General features: G+C 62.8%; 19 protein-coding genes. 13 read left to right on the top strand and 6 right to left on the bottom strand.

Going from position 1 to position 21,697, the window contains the following annotated elements; genetic code table 11:
* Nucleotides 1-64: 64 nt before the first annotated feature.
* Nucleotides 65-2,173 (top strand): ATP-dependent DNA helicase RecG, encoded by a 2,109-nt coding sequence (recG, locus tag NKI70_RS20070; RefSeq protein ID WP_352594485.1) that lies wholly within the window; start codon nt 65-67, stop codon nt 2,171-2,173.
* Here recG and NKI70_RS20065 read toward each other — a convergent pair.
* Nucleotides 2,125-2,877: a DUF502 domain-containing protein gene (locus NKI70_RS20065; protein ID WP_023680026.1), complete on the bottom strand. Its 753-nt coding sequence runs from the start codon at nt 2,875-2,877 to the stop codon at nt 2,125-2,127. The two genes, recG and NKI70_RS20065, sit on opposite strands and share 49 nt — an antisense overlap.
* A gap of 80 nt (nt 2,878-2,957) precedes the next feature.
* Entirely contained in the window at nt 2,958-4,781 is a 1,824-nt protein-coding gene (gene glmS / locus NKI70_RS20060) for a glutamine--fructose-6-phosphate transaminase (isomerizing) (RefSeq protein ID WP_352455656.1), read from the bottom strand.
* Between the two features lie 227 nt (nt 4,782-5,008).
* Here glmS and NKI70_RS20055 point away from each other — a divergent pair, with 227 nt between their 5' ends.
* Nucleotides 5,009-5,362, top strand: coding sequence for an ADP-ribosylation/crystallin J1 (locus tag NKI70_RS20055; protein ID WP_352594486.1), 354 nt, complete (start codon nt 5,009-5,011; stop codon nt 5,360-5,362).
* A gap of 1 nt (nt 5,363) precedes the next feature.
* Here the strand turns inward: NKI70_RS20055 and glmU are convergent, their stop codons facing one another.
* The gene (gene glmU / locus NKI70_RS20050; protein WP_352594487.1) at nt 5,364-6,725 is read right to left on the bottom strand and encodes a bifunctional UDP-N-acetylglucosamine diphosphorylase/glucosamine-1-phosphate N-acetyltransferase GlmU; all 1,362 of its coding nucleotides are present in this window, start codon (nt 6,723-6,725) and stop codon (nt 5,364-5,366) included.
* 129 nt (nt 6,726-6,854) lie between these two features.
* Nucleotides 6,855-7,802 carry an AraC family transcriptional regulator gene (locus tag NKI70_RS20045; protein WP_352594488.1) on the bottom strand — a complete coding sequence of 316 codons (948 nt, stop codon included), beginning with the start codon at nt 7,800-7,802 and terminating at the stop codon, nt 6,855-6,857.
* 129 nt (nt 7,803-7,931) lie between these two features.
* Here NKI70_RS20045 and NKI70_RS20040 point away from each other — a divergent pair, with 129 nt between their 5' ends.
* A complete protein-coding gene (locus tag NKI70_RS20040; RefSeq protein WP_352594489.1) occupies nt 7,932-8,837 on the top strand; it encodes an SDR family oxidoreductase in 906 nt (301 codons plus the stop codon).
* A gap of 53 nt (nt 8,838-8,890) precedes the next feature.
* Here NKI70_RS20040 and NKI70_RS20035 read toward each other — a convergent pair whose 3' ends face one another.
* On the bottom strand, nt 8,891-9,637 hold the full coding sequence (locus NKI70_RS20035) for a cytochrome c biogenesis CcdA family protein (RefSeq protein WP_352594490.1): 747 nt from the start codon (nt 9,635-9,637) through the stop codon (nt 8,891-8,893).
* A gap of 187 nt (nt 9,638-9,824) precedes the next feature.
* Here NKI70_RS20035 and NKI70_RS20030 point away from each other — a divergent pair, with 187 nt between their 5' ends.
* From NKI70_RS20030 to rpmG, 10 genes are all read left to right on the top strand, one after another.
* The gene (locus NKI70_RS20030) at nt 9,825-10,202 is read left to right on the top strand and encodes a COG4315 family predicted lipoprotein (protein WP_352594491.1); all 378 of its coding nucleotides are present in this window, start codon (nt 9,825-9,827) and stop codon (nt 10,200-10,202) included.
* A 446-nt stretch (nt 10,203-10,648) separates the two neighbouring features.
* Complete coding sequence (gene topA, locus NKI70_RS20025) at nt 10,649-13,264, top strand: type I DNA topoisomerase (protein WP_352697742.1); 2,616 nt, start codon at nt 10,649-10,651, stop codon at nt 13,262-13,264.
* Between the two features lie 6 nt (nt 13,265-13,270).
* On the top strand, nt 13,271-15,577 hold the full coding sequence (gene rnr, locus NKI70_RS20020; RefSeq protein ID WP_502897747.1) for a ribonuclease R: 2,307 nt from the start codon (nt 13,271-13,273) through the stop codon (nt 15,575-15,577).
* Nucleotides 15,577-16,029, top strand: a complete 453-nt coding sequence (locus tag NKI70_RS20015; protein ID WP_352724859.1) for a DUF983 domain-containing protein — start codon at nt 15,577-15,579, stop codon at nt 16,027-16,029. Before rnr ends, NKI70_RS20015 begins: the two co-directional genes overlap by 1 nt.
* Before the next feature lie 72 nt (nt 16,030-16,101).
* Nucleotides 16,102-16,836 (top strand): NUDIX hydrolase, encoded by a 735-nt coding sequence (locus tag NKI70_RS20010; protein WP_352724858.1) that lies wholly within the window; start codon nt 16,102-16,104, stop codon nt 16,834-16,836.
* A gap of 16 nt (nt 16,837-16,852) precedes the next feature.
* Nucleotides 16,853-18,028 (top strand): MFS transporter, encoded by a 1,176-nt coding sequence (locus NKI70_RS20005; RefSeq protein ID WP_023679978.1) that lies wholly within the window; start codon nt 16,853-16,855, stop codon nt 18,026-18,028.
* A gap of 109 nt (nt 18,029-18,137) precedes the next feature.
* Complete coding sequence (locus tag NKI70_RS20000; RefSeq protein ID WP_352455649.1) at nt 18,138-18,599, top strand: YqfO family protein; 462 nt, start codon at nt 18,138-18,140, stop codon at nt 18,597-18,599.
* A 51-nt stretch (nt 18,600-18,650) separates the two neighbouring features.
* Nucleotides 18,651-19,019, top strand: coding sequence for a YybH family protein (locus tag NKI70_RS19995; protein ID WP_352455648.1), 369 nt, complete (start codon nt 18,651-18,653; stop codon nt 19,017-19,019).
* A gap of 86 nt (nt 19,020-19,105) precedes the next feature.
* A protein-coding gene (locus NKI70_RS19990; protein ID WP_352619121.1) for an IS630 family transposase occupies nt 19,106-20,060 on the top strand; the annotation gives its coding sequence in 2 pieces (ribosomal slippage) (nt 19,106-19,425 and nt 19,424-20,060; 957 coding nt in all).
* 331 nt (nt 20,061-20,391) lie between these two features.
* Nucleotides 20,392-20,559, top strand: coding sequence for a 50S ribosomal protein L33 (gene rpmG / locus NKI70_RS19985; protein WP_006201775.1), 168 nt, complete (start codon nt 20,392-20,394; stop codon nt 20,557-20,559).
* 68 nt (nt 20,560-20,627) lie between these two features.
* Here the strand turns inward: rpmG and NKI70_RS19980 are convergent, their stop codons facing one another.
* On the bottom strand, nt 20,628-21,695 hold the full coding sequence (locus tag NKI70_RS19980) for an ABC transporter ATP-binding protein (protein WP_352646436.1): 1,068 nt from the start codon (nt 21,693-21,695) through the stop codon (nt 20,628-20,630).
* Nucleotides 21,696-21,697: the final 2 nt, after the last annotated feature.

Below are 21,697 nucleotides of genomic sequence, written 5' to 3'. Positions count from 1 at the left end.
ATATAGCGTGGATAGAAGGCGGTGTCAGCCTTGCGCTACAGTCGCCGCAACATAAGCTGACATCATGCGTCCCTCCCTCCTCGATCCGCTGTTTGTCCCGATCACCTCGCTTGTCGGGGTCGGGCCAAAAGTTGGCGCCCTGATCGAAAAAGTCGTAGCCGCCGACCTCGGCGACCGGGCCGCGCGCGCCGGGGACCTCTTGTTCGTGCTGCCGCATACTGTCATCGACCGCCGCAACCGGCCCGGCATCGCCGGCTCGGCCGAGGGCGCCATCGTCACACTCGATGTATGCATCGACCGCCACCAGCCGCCGCCACGCGGCAACAGGTCGGTCCCGTACCGAGTCTACGCCCATGACGACACCGGCGAGATCGCGCTGACCTTCTTCCATGCCCATGCCGCCTATCTCGAAAAAGCAATGCCCGTAGGCGAGCATGTCGTCGTCTCCGGCCGCATGGAATGGTTCAACGGCCGCCCGACCATGGTTCATCCCGACCATATCGCACTTGCCGGCGACACGGAAAACCTTCCCTTGGTCGAGCCGGTCTATCCGCTGACCGCCGGGCTCTCTGGCAAGGTGCTGCGCCGGGCGATTGGCCAGGCGCTGGCCCGCCTGCCGGTGCTGCCCGAATGGCAGGACGGTGAGTTCCGGCGCCGCCATGCCTTTCCTGCTTTCAGCGATGCGCTCAACCGCATCCACAATCCTGCCGACCCGATCGACGTCTCTGTCGACGGCGCAGCGTGGCGGCGCCTTGCCTATGACGAGTTCTTGGCCGGCCAGGTATCGCTGGCGCTGGTGCGGGCCAAGGTCCGCCGATTATCTGGCCGGCCACTCGTCGGCGACGGCCGCATAGTCGAACAACTGCGCGTGGCACTCCCCTATTCGCTGACCATGTCGCAGGAAATGGCGCTTGCCGAAATCAACGCCGATCTCGGTGACCCCGAACGCATGCTGCGCCTTTTGCAGGGCGATGTCGGCTCCGGCAAGACGGTGGTCGCGCTGCTTGCCATGGCGCGTGCCGTCGAGGCCGGCGGCCAGGCGGCATTGATGGCGCCGACCGAAATCCTGGCGCGCCAGCATCTGGCAACGATTGCGCCGTTGGCGGAACGGGCCGGCCTGCGTGTCGCCGTCCTCACAGGTCGCGAAAAGGGCCGCGAGCGTGCCGACACGCTGACCGGGCTGGCCAATGGTGACATCGACATCGTCGTCGGCACCCATGCGCTGTTCCAGGAAACGGTGACGTTCCGTGACCTCGTGTTCGCCGTCGTCGACGAGCAGCACCGTTTCGGTGTCCACCAGCGCCTTGCGATCACCGCCAAGGGCGACGCGCCCGACATGCTGGTGATGACGGCAACGCCGATACCGCGGACGCTGGTGCTGACTGCATTCGGCGACATGGATGTGTCGAAGCTGACGGAAAAGCCGGCCGGCCGCCAGCCGATCCGCACCGTCACCTTGCCGCTTGAACGGCTCGACGAACTGATCGGACGCATGCTCGACGCCGTCGCCGATGGCCAGAAAATCTACTGGATCTGTCCGCTGGTCGAGGAATCCGAGGAGATCAAGCTGATGTCGGCCGAGGACCGTTTTGCCTCGCTGGAGCCGCTGTTCGGCGACCGCATCGGCCTGGTGCACGGCCGCATGAAAGGCACCGACAAAGACGAGGCGATGCGCGCCTTCAAGCAGGGTGACACCCGTATCCTGATCGCCACCACAGTGATAGAGGTCGGCGTCGATGTGCCTGATGCGACAATCATGGTTATCGAGCATGCCGAGCGTTTTGGCCTTACCCAGTTGCACCAATTGCGCGGCCGGGTCGGGCGTGGCGACAAGCCTTCATCGTGCGTGCTGCTCTACAAGGATCCGCTCGGCGAGACGGCAAAACGCCGTTTGTCGGTAATGCGCGAGACCGAGGACGGCTTCCGTATCGCCGAAGAGGATCTGAAGCTGCGCGGCGAAGGCGAGTTGCTCGGCACCCGCCAGTCCGGCACGCCGGGCTTCCAGGTGGCGCGCATCGAGGCGCATGCCGACCTGCTCGAGGCCGCTCGGGACGATGCGCGGCTGATCCTGTCGCGCGATCCGGAATTGCAGTCCGATCGCGGCACGGCGCTGCGCCTGTTGCTCTATCTGTTCGGCCGCGACGAGGCCGTGCGGCTCCTGCGTGCCGGCTGAGGCATCGTGTCGAGCGGAGGATTGGCAAGCGCGCCGTGGATCTGCTCGCCGTTCACCGTCACCATTTTGACTGCCGGCGCCACCAGGCCGGCCGAAACGATCAGCTTGGCTCCGTCCTCGATCGTCATGTCGAGCAGCACGATGTCGGATTTCGGCACATACATCAAAAAGCCCGTCGTCGGATTGGGCGTACACGGCATGAACACGGCAATCAGCGGATCGCCTTCCCGGTCGAGCTTCTGGTTGATCTCGGTTTCTTTCTCGCTGGCGACGAAGACAAGCGACCAGACCCCTTTACGCGGATATTCGACCAACCCGACCTGGCGGAACATGTCGCCCTTGTTCGACAGCACGGTCTCGAAAATCTGCTTCAGCGAACGGTAGATGCCGCGCACCAGCGGCATGCGGCCAAGCAGGCGCTCGCCGAAGTTGACGATGGCGCGGCCAACGATATTGGCGGTCATAAAGCCGATGAAGGTGATGAGGATCAAGGCAACGATCAGCCCAAAACCCGGCACTGGAAACGGCAGGTAGGTGTCCGGATTGTAGCGTACCGGAATGTAGGGTTTCACCCAGGAATCGACCCAGCCGATCAGCGACCAGGCAATGTAGGCAGTAATCGCCAGCGGCGCGCAAACGACGAAGCCGGTCAGGAAATAGTTTCTCAGCCGGGTCATGCCTGAGGTCTTGAGAGCATCCGACATGGTTCACCGCAGCGTGTGTTTGCAGCGCGACACTACTGAACCCCAAGGCGCTTTGGAATGGCGAAGTTTTTAAACGAGACCTATTCCACCGTTACCGATTTCGCCAGGTTGCGAGGCTGGTCGACATCCGTGCCCATGAACACGGCGGTGAAATAGGCGAGCATCTGGATCGGCAGCGCGTAGATGATCGGCGAGATGATTTCCGGCACGTCCGGCAAAACGATCGTCTCCATCGTCTTCACCGTAGCGTGTGCGGCGCCCTTGCTGTCGGTGATCAGGATGATCTTGCCGCCGCGTGCCGCGACCTCCTGCATGTTCGACACGGTCTTTTCGAAGATGCGGTCATGCGGCGCGATGACGATGACGGGCATGTTCTCGTCGATCAGCGCGATCGGGCCGTGTTTCAACTCGCCGGCAGCATAGCCTTCGGCATGGATGTAGGAGATCTCCTTGAGCTTCAGCGCACCTTCCATGGCCAGCGGAAAATTGGTGTCACGGCCGAGATAAAGCACATTCTTGTAGTGCGAGAGGTCGCGCGCGACCTTTTCGATCTGCCCGTCGAGCTTTAGCACCTGGTTCGCATAACGCGGCGCTTCCGACAGCTCGCGTATCAGCGTTTTCTCCTGCTCCTGCGAAATCGTTCCGCGCGCCACGCCCGCCCGCACCGCCAGCGAGGCCAGCACGGAAAGCTGGCAGGTGAACGCCTTGGTCGAAGCGACGCCGATCTCCGGGCCGGCCAACGTCGGCAGGATGACGTCGGATTCGCGCGCCATGGTCGATTCGCGCACATTGACGACCGCGCCGATCTTCATGCCGGCCTTGCGGCAGTAGCGCAGCGACGCCAGCGTGTCGGCGGTCTCACCCGATTGCGAGATGAAGAAAGCGGCATCGTTCTTCGACAGCGGCATCTCGCGGTAGCGGAACTCCGAAGCGACATCGATGTCGACCGGCAGCCGCGCATAGCGCTCGAACCAGTATTTGCTGATCAGCCCGGCGAGATAGGCGGTGCCGCAGGCCGAGATCGCCAGCCGGTCGATCTTGGCGAAATCGAACGGCAGGTCGAGCGGCTTCGAGACGCCGCTGACGAAATCAACATAATGCGCCAGCGTGTGCGAGATCACTTCCGGCTGCTCATGGATTTCCTTTTCCATGAAATGGCGGCGGTTGCCTTTGTCGACCATGAAGCTCGTGCTGAGCGACTGTTGGCGTTTGCGGTCGACCTTGTTGCCGCCCATGTCGAAGATATCGACCTCGTTGCGGCGCACCACCGCCCAGTCGCCGTCTTCCAGATAGGTGATCGAATTGGTGAAAGGGGCAAGCGCAATGGCGTCGGAGCCAAGGAACATCTGGCCGTCGCCATGACCGACCGCGAGCGGCGGGCCATTGCGCGCGCCGACGATCAGATCCTCGTCGCCCTTGAACATGATGGCGAGCGCAAAGGCGCCTTCCAGCCGCTTCAGTGCCTTGTGCGCCGCCTCAACCGGCTTCAGCCCCTTGGCCAGTTCGCGCGCCACCAGATGAGCGACGACTTCGGTATCGGTCTGCGAGGCGAAACTGTAGCCGTCGCGCATCAGCTCGTCGCGCAATTCGGCGAAATTCTCGATGATCCCGTTATGGACGATGGCGACGCCGTCGGAAAAATGCGGATGCGCATTGCTCTCGTTCGGAACGCCATGTGTGGCCCAGCGCGTGTGGCCGATGCCGATCATGCCGTCGAGCGGTTCGTCCTTCAGCCGGCGCTCGAGATTGACCAGCTTGCCCTCGGCACGGCGGCGGTCAAGCCTGCCGTGCTCGATCGTGGCGACGCCGGCCGAGTCATAGCCGCGATATTCGAGCCTTTTCAGCGCATCGACGATAAGCGGCGCGACCGGCGAGTTACCGACAATTCCAACGATACCGCACATGGCGCTTGCCCCCGATTCCGACCTCAAACCCGGCGCTATTTAGAGACTGCCGGGCTGTCGCGAAAAATCACATTCCATTTCGTCCGGTATCAGCCGGACTATCCTGCACAGATGCACCATGACAGGGCGCACTTGCAATCCGGTTACTGCAATTGCTCAGTTTCTCCGCTTATGTATCCTATCTCGCCTCAACGGCTCCAGAAATCAGTCAAAGACATGATGCGGCTATGAACGAACGAATTGACACGGTGACGCTTTGGCGTCCGGTCGGCCCCCGCGAATTGGAGTTGATCCAGAAGGCAGGGATGCGCGCCTTTCCTCCTCGACTTGCCGATCAGCCGATCTTCTATCCGGTCACCAGCGAGGCCTATGCCACCCAGATCGCCCGAGACTGGAATGTGCCCGCGAGCGGATCAGGTTTCGTGACGCGTTTCGAGGTGCGTCGCAGCTTTCTGGACCGTTACAGCGTCCAGCATGCCGGCAGCCGGGCGCATCTGGAATACTGGATCCCGGCCGAAGACCTGTCGGCCTTCAACGATGCAATCGTTGGCGAAATCCAGCTTGTCGCCGAGTTCCGCTAGTCTACCCTTTTTTGCGGGCCGCCGCGGCCTGAGAAAAACGCTCTCGCAACTCCTTGCCCTTGCCGGCTAGAGTCCGCTGGCGGGCGCGGCCGAAGGCCAGCGCATCGTCGGGTACGCTTTCTGTGATGACGCTGCCCGAGGCGATGTAGCCGCCCTTGCCGATCGACACCGGCGCCACCAGCGAGGAGTTCGAGCCTATGAAGGCGCCCTCGCCGATATCGGTGAAGAATTTCGAATAGCCGTCATAATTGCAGGTGATGGTGCCGGCGCCGATATTGGCGCCGGCGCCGATGCGGGCATCGCCGATATAGGTCAGATGGTTGACCTTGGCGCCCTCTTCGACGATCGCCTGCTTGACCTCGCAGAAATTGCCGACCTTGGCCTTGGTTCTCAGATCGGCCCCGGGCCGCAGCCGCGCGAACGGCCCGACATCGCAATTCGACGCGATGGTGGCGCCTTCGATATGGCTGAAGGCATGGATCTTGGCCCCCGTGGCGATTTTCACGCCCGGCCCGAACCAGACATTGGGTTCGACGATCGTATCGGCGCCGATCTCGGTGTCGTGCGAGAAGAACACGGTTTCGGGCGCGATCAGCGTAACGCCAGAAAGCATCGCCTCGCGCCGGCGGCGCTGCTGCCAGATATCTTCCGCCTGGGCAAGCTCGGCACGGTTGTTAATGCCGAGCGCGTTCTCGAAACTGGCTTCGGTGGCGACGACATCAAGTCCCTGCGCAGCGGCGATCTCGACGATGTCGGTGAGATAATACTCGCCCTTGGCGTTCTTGCTGCCGACTTGATCGAGCAGCTTCAGCGCGTGCCTGCCGGCGACCGCCATCAGCCCGCCATTGCAGAAGGTGATTTTCTTCTCCTCGTCCGAGCAGTCCTTCTCCTCGCGGATGGCCACGAGCTTGCCGGCCTTTTCGATAAGCCGGCCGTAGCCCGAAGGATTTTCCGTACGGAAGCCGACCACGACGACGGCCGCACCTTCCGCCAGCTTCAGCCGCGCCGCCGCGAGCGCTTCCGGATCGATCAACGGCGTGTCGCCAAACATCACCAAGATGTCGTCATAACCTTTTGATATTGCTGCGCGTGCGGCAAGCACGGCGTGCGCGGTGCCGAGACGTTTTTCCTGGACGAAAGCCTCGGCCTTCGGCGCAAACTTGAGTGCCGCCTTGCGCATCTCATCGGCGCCATGGCCGATCACCAGCGCCAACTCGCCGCTGCCGGCGGCTTCGGCCGCCTTGACGACATGGGCAACCATCGGCAGGCCGGCGATTGTGTGCAGCACTTTCGGCACTGCACTCTTCATGCGCGTGCCTTCGCCGGCGGCGAGGATGATGGACAGGCAGGTTCTCTGGCTCATGGGATGGCAACCGTTGAAAGGGGTCTGGAATCGAAGCGTTAGTAGCACTGGCGCCATGCTGCACCAATGCGGTTAAATTCCGGTGAGACGGTGGAACCTCCAACCCGCGACACGCTCAAGCCGATCGGCTCACGCGGCTTCCGCCTCGTTGCGTGATGCGAAACTGGAGGCTCGGCCACGGCCGTATTGCCGTGGCGAACAGTTCATGACCCGCTTGAAGGCTGTGCTGAAGGCGCTTTCGGATTCGTAGCCGAGCGAGAGCGCTATGACGGCGACGGGATCGCTGGAATTCGTCAGCCGTTCGCCGGCCAGCAGCATTCGCCAGCGCGTCAAATAGTCCATCGGCGACGCGCCAACCGTCTCCTTGAATCTGAGCGCAAAGGTCGATCGCGACATGCCGGCCCGTTCCGCCAGTTCCTGTAACGTCCAGCCATGCGCCGGATCGTCATGCATGGCGCTGATCGCCGCGCCGATCTGTTTGTCCGCGAGGGCAAAGAGCCAGCCGATGCCACCTTTCAATCCTTCCGAAAGATGCAGCCGCAGCGCCTGAACCAGCATCATGTGGGCGAGGTGCTGGATCATCAGAAAGCCGCCCGGCTGCGGCTCGCGCAGCTCCTGCATCATCCGCTCCACCGACCAGCGCAGCGCCGACTGGTCCGACTCTTTGCGGATATGCACAATGGCTGGCAGCATCCGCAACAGGATGCCGGCATGATTGCCGCCAAGCGCGAAGCGGCTGCTGACCAGAAAGAAATCACCACCGCCATTGTGGGTCACGACACCGCCGGCTCGCGCAGGCGGAAAAATCCTGACGGCTTCAACAGGCGTCAAGCTCATGTCGCTTGCAAGGCGGAAAGGCCGTCCACTCGGCAGCAGGAAGCAGTCTCCCGTCTCAAGGCGCACTGCGTCAGCAACGCCCTCCACAGATAGCCAGCACCGGCCGGAGACCACCGCTCCGGTCTTGATGCTTTGCTGCTGGTCGGGGAACTGGATCGACCATTCACCACCAGCATCGAAACCGGCTGACATATAGTTTCGCGGCTTCAGCAGCGAGAGCACATCTGAAAGGGGATCCACAGGTCATTCCGGACGATTGCGAAGATAATACGGACTTTGCCGCATAGATCGTATTTTCTCAAGCGCCTATCACGACATAACTGAGCCGCGAAAATGGTCGTGGTCAGAAACGAACAAGGAGAAGTCGTGATGCGTGTTTTCGTTACCGGAGCGACCGGATTCGTCGGTTCTGCCGTCGTTCAAGAACTCATCGGCGCCGGCCATCAGGTGCTCGGCCTCGCCCGCTCGGCGGCGTCGGCCAAGTCGCTTGCAGCCACCGGAGCCGAGGTGCATCGAGGTGACCTCGAAGACCTCGAAAGCCTCAGCAGGGGCGCAGCGGCAGCTGATGGCGTGATCCATGCCGGCTTCAACCACGACTTCTCGAAATTCGCGCAAAATTGCGAGATGGACCGGCGCGCCATCGAGGCCTTGGGCGGTGCACTCGAAGGCTCCGAGCGGCCCCTGCTCGTAACCTCCGGAACCGCGCTCCAGGCGCGGGGCCGTATCGCGACCGAGGAAGATGTGCCTGTCCCCTCTTCCGCTTCGTATCCCCGCGCCTCCGAAGCGACAGCCGCCGCGCTGGCGGCACGCGGCGTGCGCGCGTCGGTTGTGCGCCTTCCTCCGGCGGTCCATGGCCAGGGCGACCACGCCTTCGTTCCTATTCTCATCGACCTCGCTCGCAAGAAGGGCGTGTCGGCCTATATCGGCGAAGGGCTCAATCGCTGGCCTGCCGTGCATCGGTTCGATGCCGCTCGCGTTTACCGGCTTGCGCTCGAGCATGGAGCCGATGGCGGGCGATATCACGCGATCGCCGAAGAAGGCGTGCCGTTCAAGGACGTCGCCGGCGTGATCGGCCGGCACCTGAACGTGCCGGTGGTCGCCAAGTCCGCGGAAGAAGCCGCCGATCATTTTGGCTGGTTCGCGATGTTCGCGGCGATGGATGTCCCGACCTCGAGCGAGCGGACTCGCGCGCTGCTGGGGTGGGCGCCGAGCGGACCCGGGCTCATCGCCGATATCGACCAGCCGGGCTATTTCGAAGGTGAATGGACCGCGTAGCTGCGGTGCCTTGCGCCGCAGCTACGGCCTCGCGCTTCGGCCGGGCGGCAAACCTATCCCAATTGCCCCAGCACCGGGAAAGTCTCGAGCAACCAATAGGACACCGCCTGCACGCCGCCGGTCAGGAAAAACACGCCGGCGACCACCAGCAACGCGCCGATGGCCTTTTCGACGCGGCCGAGATGGACGCGGAATTTCCCGAGAAAGCGCATGAAGGCGCCTGAAAACAGCGCCGCAACGAGGAAGGGAATACCGAGGCCGAGCGAATAGGCGGCAAGCAGCAGCGCGCCCTCGCCCACCGTCTCGCGGCCGCCGGCAAGCGTCAGGATCGGCCCCAGCACCGGGCCGATACAGGGCGTCCAGCCAAAGGCGAAGGCCAGGCCCATTACGTAAGCGGCGATCAGGCTGGCCGGCTTGCCTTGTGACTGGAAGCGCGCCTCGCGTGAAAGCAAAGGGATGCGCAGTACGCCGAGGAAATTCAGCCCCATCAGGATGATCAGCACGCCGGCTGCCATCGCCAGCGGCTCCTGCCAAACGCGCAGCAAATGGCCGATCGTCGAGGCACCGGCGCCGAGCGCGACGAAGACAGTCGAGAAGCCGAGCACGAAGGCGATGGAGGAATTGATCAGCGCGCCTCGCGCCCCGGCCTTTGCCGTAATGCCGGCTTCGCCGCGGAAATCGTCGACCGAGACGCCGGCCATATAACATAGGTACGGTGGCACCAGCGGCAGCACGCAAGGCGACAGGAACGAAATCGCTCCCGCCCCGATCGCACTGACATAGCCGACGTCCAATGCCATTTCCGTCTCCCGATGACTGCGCAGCCATATAGCCGCGACAACAGCTGTCCGCCAATCACCATCGCGTGGCCCCATCACATTGGGTAGCAAGCCGACGCCCGCCCGGGAAGAAAGGGCAGCCAGGCAGCGTTGATCAAACGAAGCTGCGTTGTTCCGCGCGCTTTTCGAATGATCCAGGGAGAAGTCCATGAAAACGATCGCAACTGGCATGGCCGCGCTTTTGCTGGGCACTGCCGCATCCTTCGCCGCCGAGGCGTGGAAGGAAGCGGAGGTCGGCAGCACCAAGATCTACACCGACGCCAGCGGCATGACGCTCTACACCTACGACAAGGACGAGGCGGGCAAGTCGAACTGCTACGACAAATGCGCCGCCAATTGGCCGCCGCTGAAGGCTGACGCCAACGCCAAGGCCGAGGGCGAGTGGACGATCGTCGACCGCACCGACGGCACCAGGATGTGGGCCTACGAAGGTAAGCCGCTCTACACGTTCATCAAGGACAAGAAGGCCGGCGACGTGACCGGCGAGGGTGTCGGCGGCGTCTGGCATATCGCCAAGGCCGACTAGGCCTTGAGCTTCTGATCGGCTGTAACAGGCGGTAACACGGCTGGTCGCTGGGAACTCGACCCAACCGCCCCGGCGGCCAGCTTTTCAGCACGGTACTTCCTTGCGACTGTCCGAGCAAAATGCCGGGCTACCGATTGCGCGCTTCACAGCATCTGTTCAAGCAGGGCTGGCGCGTGCTCGATGTTTCTCTTATATCCGCGGGAGAGTTTGTCCCGTTCTCCAGGATCAATTGCCGGGCTTGTCCAGCGATAGGCTGCCCATTTCCCTTATCCAGGATTGCGGAAAATCGCATGGCGCCGTTGGGTTGCGCATTCCGTACAGGGCCGCATTTTGACTGCTTGGCCTTGACCGGATGCAAAAGCGCGGCCATGTGAGCGACACATTGAACGAGATTTCGTCGCGCGCAGCGGAATTCTTCTGCCGCATCACAACTGATATGAGACCGTATGGACGTCGTCGTCGTCGAATCGCCGGCCAAGGCGAAGACAATCAACAAATACCTCGGCAAGAACTACAAGGTTCTGGCCTCGTTCGGCCATGTCCGCGATCTGCCGGCCAAGGATGGCTCGGTGCGTCCGGATGAGGACTTTGCCATGTCCTGGGCCGTCGACACCGCGTCTGGAAAGCGTCTCGCCGATATTGCCAAGGCGGTCAAGGACGCCGACGGGCTGATCCTCGCCACCGATCCGGACCGCGAGGGCGAAGCGATCTCCTGGCATGTCCTGGAAGTGCTGAAGCAAAAGCGCGCGTTGAAGGACAAGCCGGTCAGCCGCGTCGTCTTTAACGCCATCACCAAGGCGTCCGTGCTGGAGGCGATGGCCAATCCGCGCCAGATCGACGCGCCGCTGGTCGATGCCTATCTCGCCCGCCGCGCGCTCGACTATCTGGTCGGCTTCACGCTGTCGCCCGTGCTGTGGCGCAAGCTGCCTGGCGCCCGCTCCGCCGGCCGCGTCCAGTCGGTGGCGCTGCGTCTGGTCTGCGACCGCGAATCCGAGATCGAGCGCTTCATCCGCGAGGAATACTGGCAGGTCGCCGCCATTCTCGGTACGCCGCGCAAGGAAAATTTCGAGGCGCGGCTGACCGCCTTCGAGCGCAAGAAGCTGCAAAAGCTCGACATTTCCAACAAGGCGCAGGCCGACGACATCAAAGCGATGCTCGAAGGCGCCAGCTTCAAGGCGGCGTCTGTCGAAGCGAAGCCGACCAAGCGCAATCCCGGGCCGCCCTTCACCACCTCGACGCTGCAGCAGGCAGCCTCATCGGGTCTCGGCTTTTCGGCCAACCGCACCATGCAGGTGGCGCAGCGGCTCTATGAGGGCATGGAGATCGGCGGTGAGACCACCGGCCTGATCACCTACATGCGAACCGACGGCGTGCAGATGGCGCCGGAGGCGATCTCTGCCGCGCGCGATGCGATTGCCAAGGAATTCGGCCCTAAATACCTGCCTGAAAAGCCGCGCGTCTATTCCGCCAAGGCCAAGAATGCCCAGGAGGCGCACGAAGCGATCCGTCCGACCGATTTCATGCGCACGCCGGCTTCCGTCAAGCAGTATCTCGACGCCGACCAGGCGCGGCTTTACGAGATGATCTGGAAACGCGCCATCGCCAGCCAGATGCAGCCGGCCGAGATAGAGCGCACCACGGTCGAGATAGAGGCAGTCAACGGCCCTCGCACCGCCGAGCTTCGCGCTGTAGGCTCGGTTGTTCGCTTCGACGGCTTCCTTGCCGCTTACATCGAGCAGAAGGAAGAAGATTCGGAAGACGAGGAAAGCCGCCGCCTGCCCGAGATCCGTGCCGGCGAGCAGCTCACACGCGAGGCGATCAACGCCACCCAGCACACCACCGAGCCGCCGCCGCGTTATTCGGAAGCTTCGCTGATCAAGAAGCTGGAAGAGTTGGGCATCGGCCGGCCGTCGACTTATACGGCGATCCTGAAGACGCTCGAGGATCGTGACTATGTCACCATCGACAAGCGCAAGCTGGTGCCGCAGGCAAAGGGCCGGCTCTTGTCGGCCTTCCTCGAAAGCTTCTTCGAGCGTTATGTCGAGTACGACTTCACCGCTTCGCTGGAGGAAAAGCTCGACGAGATTTCCGACGGCAAGCTCGCATGGAAGGACGTGCTGCGCGATTTCTGGAAGGATTTTTCCGGCGCCGTCGCCGACATCAAGGAGTTGCGCGTCACCGACGTCCTCGATGCATTGAACGAGGAACTGGCGCCGCTGGTCTTTCCCGCGCGGGAAGACGGTTCGAACCCGCGCATTTGTCCGAAATGCGGCACCGGCAACCTGTCGCTGAAGCTCGGCAAGTTCGGCGCCTTCGTTGGCTGTTCGAACTATCCCGAATGCTCCTTCACCCGCCAGCTCGGCGACGCCGCCAATCCCAATGGAGAGAACGGCGGTGGCGAAGACGGCACCAAAGTGCTCGGCAAGGACCCCTATACCGCCGAGGAGATCACGCTGCGCAATGGCCGGTTCGGCCCCTATATCCAGCGCGGCGACGGCAAGGATGCCAAGCGCTCCAGCCTGCCCAAGGGCTGGACTGTCGATTCGATCGATCACGAAAAGGCACTCGCCCTTTTGTCGCTGCCGCGCGACGTCGGCAAGCATCCGGAATCCGGCAAGATGATTTCGGCCGGGCTGGGGCGCTACGGGCCGTTCGTGCTGCATGACGGCACCTACGCCAATCTCGACAGCATCGAGGACGTGTTCTCGATCGGCCTCAATCGCGCCGTCTCCGTGATCGCCGAGAAGCAATTGAAGGGCAAAGGCGGCCGCAATGGCGGCACAGCCGCTGCGCTCAAGGAACTTGGCGAGCATCCTGCCGGCGGCGGCAAGATCGTCGTGCGCGACGGCAAATACGGGCCTTATGTGAATTTCGGCAAGGTCAATGCGACGCTGCCGAAGGGCAAGGATCCGCAATCGGTGACGATCGAGGATGCGGTGGCGCTCATTGCGGAAAAGGAAGCCAAGGGCGGCAATGGCGCCAGGAAGCCCTTCCGCAAAGCGGCCGCGCCTGCGAAGAAATCGGCTGCGGCCAAAAAACCGGCGGCCAGGAAAAAGGGATAGGACGGGTTGGCGCGCAAAGTCTCCGGAAGAAGCCACGGCGATCTGCGCACCGCCGATACCCGTGCCAAGGTCAGGGACAATTACCGGCCTTCACGCGAAGAGATACTGCGTTACATCGCCGAAAATCCGGACCGCGCCGGAAAACGCGACATCGCCAAGGCGTTTGCGCTGCGCGGCGAAGACCGCATCTGGCTGAAGGACGTCTTGCGCGACCTGCAGGATGAAGGCCTGCTGACCAAGGAGCGCAAGCGGCTTGCCCGTGTCGGCGCCCTGCCCCACGTCGCGGTGCTCGACATCTTCGGCCGTGACGCCGACGGTGTGCTGCTGGCGCACCCGACCGAAGCGATTGGCAATGGCGAACCTCCGGTCATAGCGATCCGCGTGTCGCGCGGCGGCAATGGCCCGACGCCTGGTATCGGCGACCGCGTGCTGGCCAAGACCTTTCCGACCGACGATCCGGCAGGCCCCGCCTATACCGGCCGGGTTATGAAGATATTCGAGAAGCGCACCGATGCGGTTCTCGGCGTTTTCCGTGTGCTGAAGGACGGCACGTTCCGCATCGAGCCGGTGGAAAGGCGCCAGCCGGAGCTGGTCGTCGACAAGGAATTCCAGAACGGCGCCAAGAATGGCGACCTGGTCGAGGTCGAGCCGGCGCGGGCCTCCCGCTACGGGCTGCCGCGAGCCAAGGTTCTGGCGGTGTTGGGCTCGCTGACCAGCGAAAAGGCGGTCTCGATGATCGCCATTCACGCACACGACATTCCGCATATTTTTCCCGCCGACGTCATCGCCGAGGCGGAGGCGGTCAAGCCGGCGACGCTTGCCGGCCGCGAGGATTGGCGCGAGCTGCCGCTGCTCACCATCGATCCGGCCGACGCCAAGGATCATGACGACGCGGTGTTCGCTATGCCCGACACCGACGAGAAGAACGCCGGCGGCGTGGTTGTCACCGTCGCCATTGCGGATGTCGCTGCGTACGTGCGCTATGCCACGGCGCTCGATCGCGAAGCGCTGAAGCGCGGCAATTCGGTCTATTTTCCCGACCGCGTCGTACCGATGCTGCCGGAGCGCATCTCGAACGACCTCTGTTCGCTGCGCGAGGGCCAGGATCGTCCGGCGATAGCGGTGCGTATGACTTTCTCGGCCGATGGCCACAAACTCAGACACTCCTTCCATCGCGTCATGATGAAGTCGGCGGCGAAACTCGCCTATCAGCAGGCGCAAGCGGCGATCGACGGCGCACCGGATGACACGACTGGCCCGATCCTCGATACGGTGCTGAAGCCGCTATGGGACGCCTACGCGATCCTGAAGCGCGGCCGCGACACGCGCCAGCCGCTTGAGCTCGATCTGCCCGAGCGCAAGATCCTGCTCAAGCAGGACGGCACCGTCGACAAGGTCGTCGTGCCGGAGCGGCTCGACGCGCACAAGCTGATCGAAGAGTTCATGATCCAGGCCAATGTCGCCGCCGCCGAGACACTCGAGGCGAAGCGCCAGGCGCTGGTCTACCGCATCCACGATGCGCCCTCGCTCGCCAAGCAGGAATCGCTGCGTGAATTCCTGCAGACGCTCGGCCTGTCGCTGGCGCGCGGCGCGCAAATGCGGCCGAACCAGTTCAACGGCATCCTCGCTCGCGTGCGCGGCGCCGACAATGAGGGGCTGGTCAACGAAGTGGTGCTGCGCTCGCAGAGCCAGGCCGAATATTCGCCCGCCAATATCGGCCATTTCGGCCTCAACCTGAAGCGCTACGCGCATTTCACCTCGCCGATCCGTCGCTATGCCGACCTCATCGTGCATCGTGGGCTGATTGCCGCACTCGGCCTTGGTCCGGGGGGCCTGACGCAGGACGAGGCGGAGCGGCTGGAAGAGGTCTCGGCGCTGATTTCGGCGACCGAGCGGCGCGCGATGGCCGCCGAGCGGGACACGGTCGACCGGCTGATCGCCGCCTATCTCGCCGAGCGCATCGACGACCGTTTCGACGCCCGCATCTCGGGCGTCACCAAATCGGGCCTGTTTGTCCAATTGCCGCAGTATGGCGCGGATGGCTTCATTCCGGTTTCAACCCTGGGCGGCGACTACTATATATACGACGAAACTGCTCGATCGCTTTTCGGAGAACGCACCGGCAAGGGCTATCAGCTTGCTGATCGCGTCGAGGTTCGCCTGATCGAGGTGGCGCCGATGGCCGGCGCGATGCGTTTCGAGATGCTGACCGAGCCAAAGCCGCTGCCCGGCTCCAAACGGTCGTTCCACAAGGCCAAAGGCCGCGCCCGGGCGTCGCAATCGCGTCCAGGCTCGCGCGGCAGGAGACGGTAATGCCAACAGAACTGCAGGTGGAAGAACGGGTTTTTGGCGGCGAACATCACTCGGGCCGGACCGCCCGGCCGCTATGGACGGCAATGAAACGCGGCACGCTCGGCCGCTGCCCGCATTGCGGCGAGGGCAAGCTGTTTCGCGCCTTCGTCAAAACCGTCGACAAATGCGATCATTGCGGCGAGGAACTTCACCACCATCGCGCCGACGACCTGCCGGCCTATCTTGTGGTGGTCATTGTCGGCCACATCGTGCTCGGCGCCTTCATGGGTGTCGAGGCAACCTCGACGCTGTCGACCTGGCAGCACATCGCCATCTGGGTGCCATTGACCATCATTCTCGCCGTCGTCCTGCTGCAGCCGGTCAAGGGCGCTGTCATCGGCCTGCAATGGGCGTTTTATATGCACGGCTTTGGCGGTGAAGAAGATCTGATCGAGTCGCATCCCGAGGCTTGAAACCGAGGCTGGCGCAATCGGCATGGCTGGACGCCACTTTCGCATCGGAGAAGATTCCGCTAGGTCGAGCGCATGGACGTTATGACCAAGGCGGAAGTCGACAAGGTTGAGCGGAACGCGCTCGAGGCCAAGCCAATACGCCCGCGCGACGCCGCGACGCTGATCCTGCTCGACCGCAAAGGCGACGAATTCCTGGTGCTGATGGGCCGGCGCCACGCCCGTCATGCCTTCATGCCGGGAAAATTCGTGTTTCCCGGCGGCCGCACCGATCCGGCCGACAGCCGCATCTCGATAGCCACCGCACTTCATCCCGAGGAAGAAGCGAGATTGACCGCTGGCATCGGTCGCACCAGCCCGGCTCGCGCCCGCGCCATTGCCTTGTCGGCAATCCGCGAAACCTATGAGGAGGCCGGCCTGCTGATCGGTCAAAAAGGCGTGTTCGCAACCGCCAGGCGCGACTGGCAGGGCTTTGTCGAACACGGCGTCATCCCATCACTGCAAGCGCTGCGCTTCGTCGCACGCGCCATCACCCCGCCCAACCGGGTGCGCCGCTTCGATACGCGCTTTCTCGCCGCATGGCGCGACGATGTCGCCGTGCAACTGCCGGATGGCGGTCCGACCGACGAGTTGGAAGACGTCGTTTGGCTGCCGCTGGCCAAGGCCCGGCAAGCCGATATTCCAGACATCACGCGCACGGTCCTGGAGGAGCTGGAAACCCGGCTCGCCCGGGATCCGCTGCTGAGCCCCGGCGGTCCCGTGCCGTTCTACCGGCTTGTCCGCAATCGCTTCGTCCGCGAAATTCTCTAGAGCAGCCAGGCATTCCATGACAGTCGATATCCAGCCGCAGGGCAAGGAACGCGTACACTGGCTGCCGATGGTCGCGGCGATCTCGTCGATCAGCGTCGTCGGCATTGCCATCGGCCTTGGCATGCCGCTGCTCAGCGTGATCCTGGAAACGCGTGGCCATTCCGCGTCGATGATCGGTCTCAACACCGCGGTCGCCGGCCTCGCCTCTATCGCCGGCGCGCCGCTCGCCACTCCGCTTGCCATGCGGTTCGGGGTCGCCTGGACGATGCTTGCCATGATTGCGGCCGGAGCGCTGGCCTTTGTCGGTTTCCATTTCGCGCCAGCTTTCTGGATGTGGTTTCCGCTGCGCGTGCTGCTGCATATCGCGCTGACGGTGCTGTTCATCCTGTCGGAATTCTGGATCAGCACCTCGGCGCCGCCACACCGGCGCGGACTGGTCCTCGGCATCTATGCCACCGTGCTGTCTCTCGGCTTTGCCGCCGGGCCTTGGCTGTTCGCCCATCTCGGCAGCAGTGGCTTCCTGCCCTTCGGCGTTACCATCGCCTTGGTTACGCTCGCTGCCATACCGGTCCTGGCGGCACGCAACGAGAGCCCGACGATCGTCTCGGACGGCGAAACCAGCAATTTCCTGCGTTACATCTGGCTGGTGCCGACGGCAACCGCCGCCGTGCTGGTGTTCGGCGCGGTCGAGACCGGCGGCTTTGCACTGTTCCCGGTCTACGGTAGCCGCATCGGCTACTCAGAGGCGGACGCCGCCCTTTTGCTCACCATGATCGGGCTTGGCAATGTGCTGTTGCAGATCCCGATCGGCATGATCAGCGACCGCGTCAGCGACCGCCGCTATCTGCTGATGGCCTGTGCCACTGTCGGGCTTGCCGGCACGGTCTTCATGCCGTTCTTCGCGCATAACTGGCATTTGATGGCAGCGCTTCTGTTCATCTGGGGCGGTGTGGTCGCCGCTATGTATACAATCGGTCTTGCTCACCTCGGCTCCCAGCTTTCCGGCCACGAACTGGCCTCCGCCAACGCCGCCTTCGTTCTCTGCTACGGCGTCGGCATGGTGCTTGGCCCGCAGGCAATCGGCATCGGCATGGACGCTTTCGGGCCGTCGGGCTTCGGTTGGGCGCTCGGCCTGTTCTTCGCCTGCTATATCGTGCTGGTCGGCACCAGGCTGCTCCGCAAAATCCTCTGAGTCGGCCCAGCTGCCGACATCGCTCCCACTGCTGACCAACTCCTGACACAACCATGTCAGGAGGGCTCGAGTATATGCTCCCCCAAAATGCATAGCAGGGAGACCTCGGATGATCGATAGTGGCTTTGAAACGAAATCGCTGCGGATGGAATTGCTGCTGCTGGTGACCTTTCAGGCACCGGCAGCCGATGTCGACCGCATCATGGAGGCGGTGGTCGCGATCGTACCGCTCGGAATGGGCAAATATGACAGCAATGCTTTCCAGTCGGCGGACGGCATCGAACGCTACCGGCCGCTTGAAGGTGCCGCCGCCGGCGCCGAGACGGAATTGCGCAGGCGGCCAGGGACTGTCGAGGTGTCGTTCGAACTGCCTGACGACCAGAAGCTCGCCGCTCGCGTCGTCGAAGCGATTTACCAGGTTCACAGCTATCAGGAGCCGGTGATCCGCATTCAGCCACTGCTTGCCAGCCGCTCCAAGGGTCTCGACGACCGCGCCAACCCGAACCGCTGGTGGAACACGACGGGAGACTGGAAGAAGGCGTTGCAACGGGAAACCGTCGCGGCGGAGTGACCGGAACCTGGTCGTATCTCGGTTTGAATTTGGCTGTCAGGAAGCCTGCCGATGAATGATGAAGCAAACCGCAAACCGGCAAGCGATCCCCAGGACCTGGCGCGGCTATTGGTTTCTCGCGAGCAAGCGGGAGACGCGGAAGGAATGGCTGCTCTTTACGAACCCGGTGCCATCCTCGCTACCGGCAACGGACAGTTGGCCTGCGGCAGAGATGCCATCCGCCGATTTTACGCCAAGTTGGTGGCAGCGGGACGAAAGTTTGATCTCGGAGATCAGCGTCCGGCTATCATCAACAGGGATTTGGCGCTCACTTCCACGCGCCTTGCCGATGGCACCGTTACTGCGGAAATCGCTCGCCGGCAAGGTGACGGGAACTGGCTTTGGGTGATCGATCAGCCGTCCATCGCTCGATACTCATAGCTAGAGCGTCGGACGTTCAGTTTGAATCGCGAGGGATTCCAGTGAGGCGTGGTTCATGATTCACTTCCTGTAGGAGGTGATTTGCCATGCCCAAGCCCTATTCGCTCGATTTGCGTGAACGTGTTGTGCGGTTTGTCGAGGCTGGCCACTCGCGGCGTGCGGCGGCGGCACATTTTGGGGTGTCGGTTTCGTTTGTCGTGATCCTGATGAGGAACTATCGAAAGACCGAGAGCCTGGCGCCCAAGGCCAGCGGTGGCCGCCGCCATTCCAAGCTCGACCCGCATCGTGCGTTCCTGCTTGGCCGTGTGGCCGAGAAGGATGACATCACCATGCCGGAGCTTGCCGCCGAGCTGGCCGCTGCTACAGACGTCCAGGTCGCTCCTGCCTCGATCTCGCGCTGGCTCATCAGGAATGGCTATCGCTTCAAAAAAAACGCTGCTGGCCAGCGAGCAAGATCGTCCCGACGTCAGCAAGGCGCGGCAGGAGTGGCAGACCAGGCGCCAGCCGCGGATGCGGCTTGAGCCACATCGGCTGGTGTTCATCGACGAAACCGGAACCACTACGAAGATGACACGTCTGCGCGGCCGCTGCCTAAAGGGCCAACGGCTGCGCTCAAAGGCACCGTTCGGGCATTGGAAGACGCAGACCTTCATCGCCGGGTTGCGCTGTCATGGGCTCACGGCCCCTTTTGTTATCGACACGCCGATGAACCGGCGCATCTTCGAAACCTATGTCGAAACGCAGCTCGCTCCGACGCTGGCAAAGGGCGATGTCGTCATCCTCGACAATCTCGCTGCCCACAAGAGCCCGGCCGCCGAGGCAGCGATCCGGGCCAGAGGCGCATGGCTGCTCTTCCTGCCGCCCTACAGCCCAGATCTCAATCCCATCGAAATGGCATTCGCCAAGCTCAAGGCGCACCTGCGCGCAAAGGCCATCAGAACCATCGACGCCCTGTGGCAGGCCATTGGCGATATCTGCAATCTCTTCTCTCCAACAGAATGCAGAAATTACTTCGCAGCCGCAGGGTACGGACTCACATGAAAGTCCGCCGCTCTAGCATTCAAACTGAGACGCCACCCGGAGGACGGCCGGAGGCACACAGGAGCCTCCCGCGGCTGTCGGCACCCAATCAAATTGTCGGGTTTTGGTAGCACATCAATGTCCGCTTCGTCCCCAGCCTCCATCGGCTGGCAATAAACCCGGACAACTCATGTGCTACCTAATCCGGACAACTCATCTGCTTACGACACAGAACCTGGACAAGGGTTGACTTTCCGGGCGCGTTCTTTATGTGTCGCGGCAAGTTTCCCGCGTCCGGGTGTTTCCCGTGCTCCAGCGGCCAAAACTCCACGAACATTAACGGACGAACATCATGGCCAAAGCCGCAAACATCAAGATCAAGCTTCTGTCGACCGCCGACACCGGTTTCTTCTACGTGACCAGCAAGAACAGCCGCACCAAGACGGACAAGCTGTCGTTCCGCAAATACGACCCGGTCGCCAAGAAGCACGTCGAATTCAAGGAAACCAAGATCAAGTAATCGGGGTTTTCTCTCGCGGTACCGAAACGCCGCCTTCCGGGCGGCGTTTTTCATTTCGGGATGCAGGATTAGCCGATGCGATCGCCGCTTGCCGGATCGAACAGATGGAGCGATGCCGGATCAGCCGATAGGCGCACGGCCTCACCCGGCTTCACGCTGGCCCGGCCCATGGCAAACACGCAGACCTGCTGGCCGGCAAGCCCGGCATAGAACTGGGTGGACAGGCCGAGCGGCTCCACGACACCCACCTCGCCCTTCAGCGCGCCATTGTCGGCGAGCCGGATATGCTCGGGCCGCAAGCCGACGGTGATCGCATCGCCATCCCTGAGCGGCAAGCCGTCCGGCAGCCTCAGCTTCTGGCCGTCGGCCAGGATGGCGTCCGGCTTGGCGCCCTTTTCAACCACGGCAGGCAGAAAATTCATGCCGGGCGAGCCGATGAACCCGGCGACGAACATGTTGACCGGCCGGTCGTACAGATCGAGCGGCACACCGACCTGCTGGACGAGGCCGTCATGCATGACGACGATGCGGTCGGCCATTGTCATCGCTTCGGTCTGGTCGTGGGTGACATAGACCGAAGTGGTCTTCAATTGCTGGTGCAGCGCCTTGATCTCGGCACGCATGTGAACGCGCAGCTTGGCATCGAGGTTCGAAAGCGGCTCGTCGAAGAGAAAGACCTTCGGGTCGCGCACGATGGCACGGCCCATGGCGACGCGCTGACGCTGGCCGCCAGACAATTGCCGCGGCAGGCGCTGCAGAAACGCACCGAGCCCGAGCCGCTTGGCGGCACTGTCCACCCTTGCATCGATCGCCGGCTTGCCGGCCTTTCTCAGCATCAGGCTGAAACCCATGTTCTTCGACACGTCCATGTGCGGATAGAGCGCGTAGGACTGGAACACCATGGCAATGTCGCGGTCCTTTGGCGCAATGTCGTTGACCAGGCGCTCACCAATATGGATTTCGCCGTCGGAGACTTCCTCCAGCCCGGCGATCATACGCAGCAGTGTCGATTTCCCGCAGCCGGACGGGCCGACCAGAACGACGAACTCGCCGTCGGCGATTTCGAGATCGACCGCGTGCAGAACGCGCACGGCTCCATAGTCTTTGCGGACTTTGTCGAGTGTAACGGAGGCCATCG

This window comes from Mesorhizobium sp. M0500 (assembly GCF_040321165.1).
Lineage (GTDB): Bacteria > Pseudomonadota > Alphaproteobacteria > Rhizobiales > Rhizobiaceae > Mesorhizobium.
The sequence above is the reverse complement of the archived record's forward strand: the minus strand, read 5'-3'. Positions and strand labels throughout refer to the sequence as shown.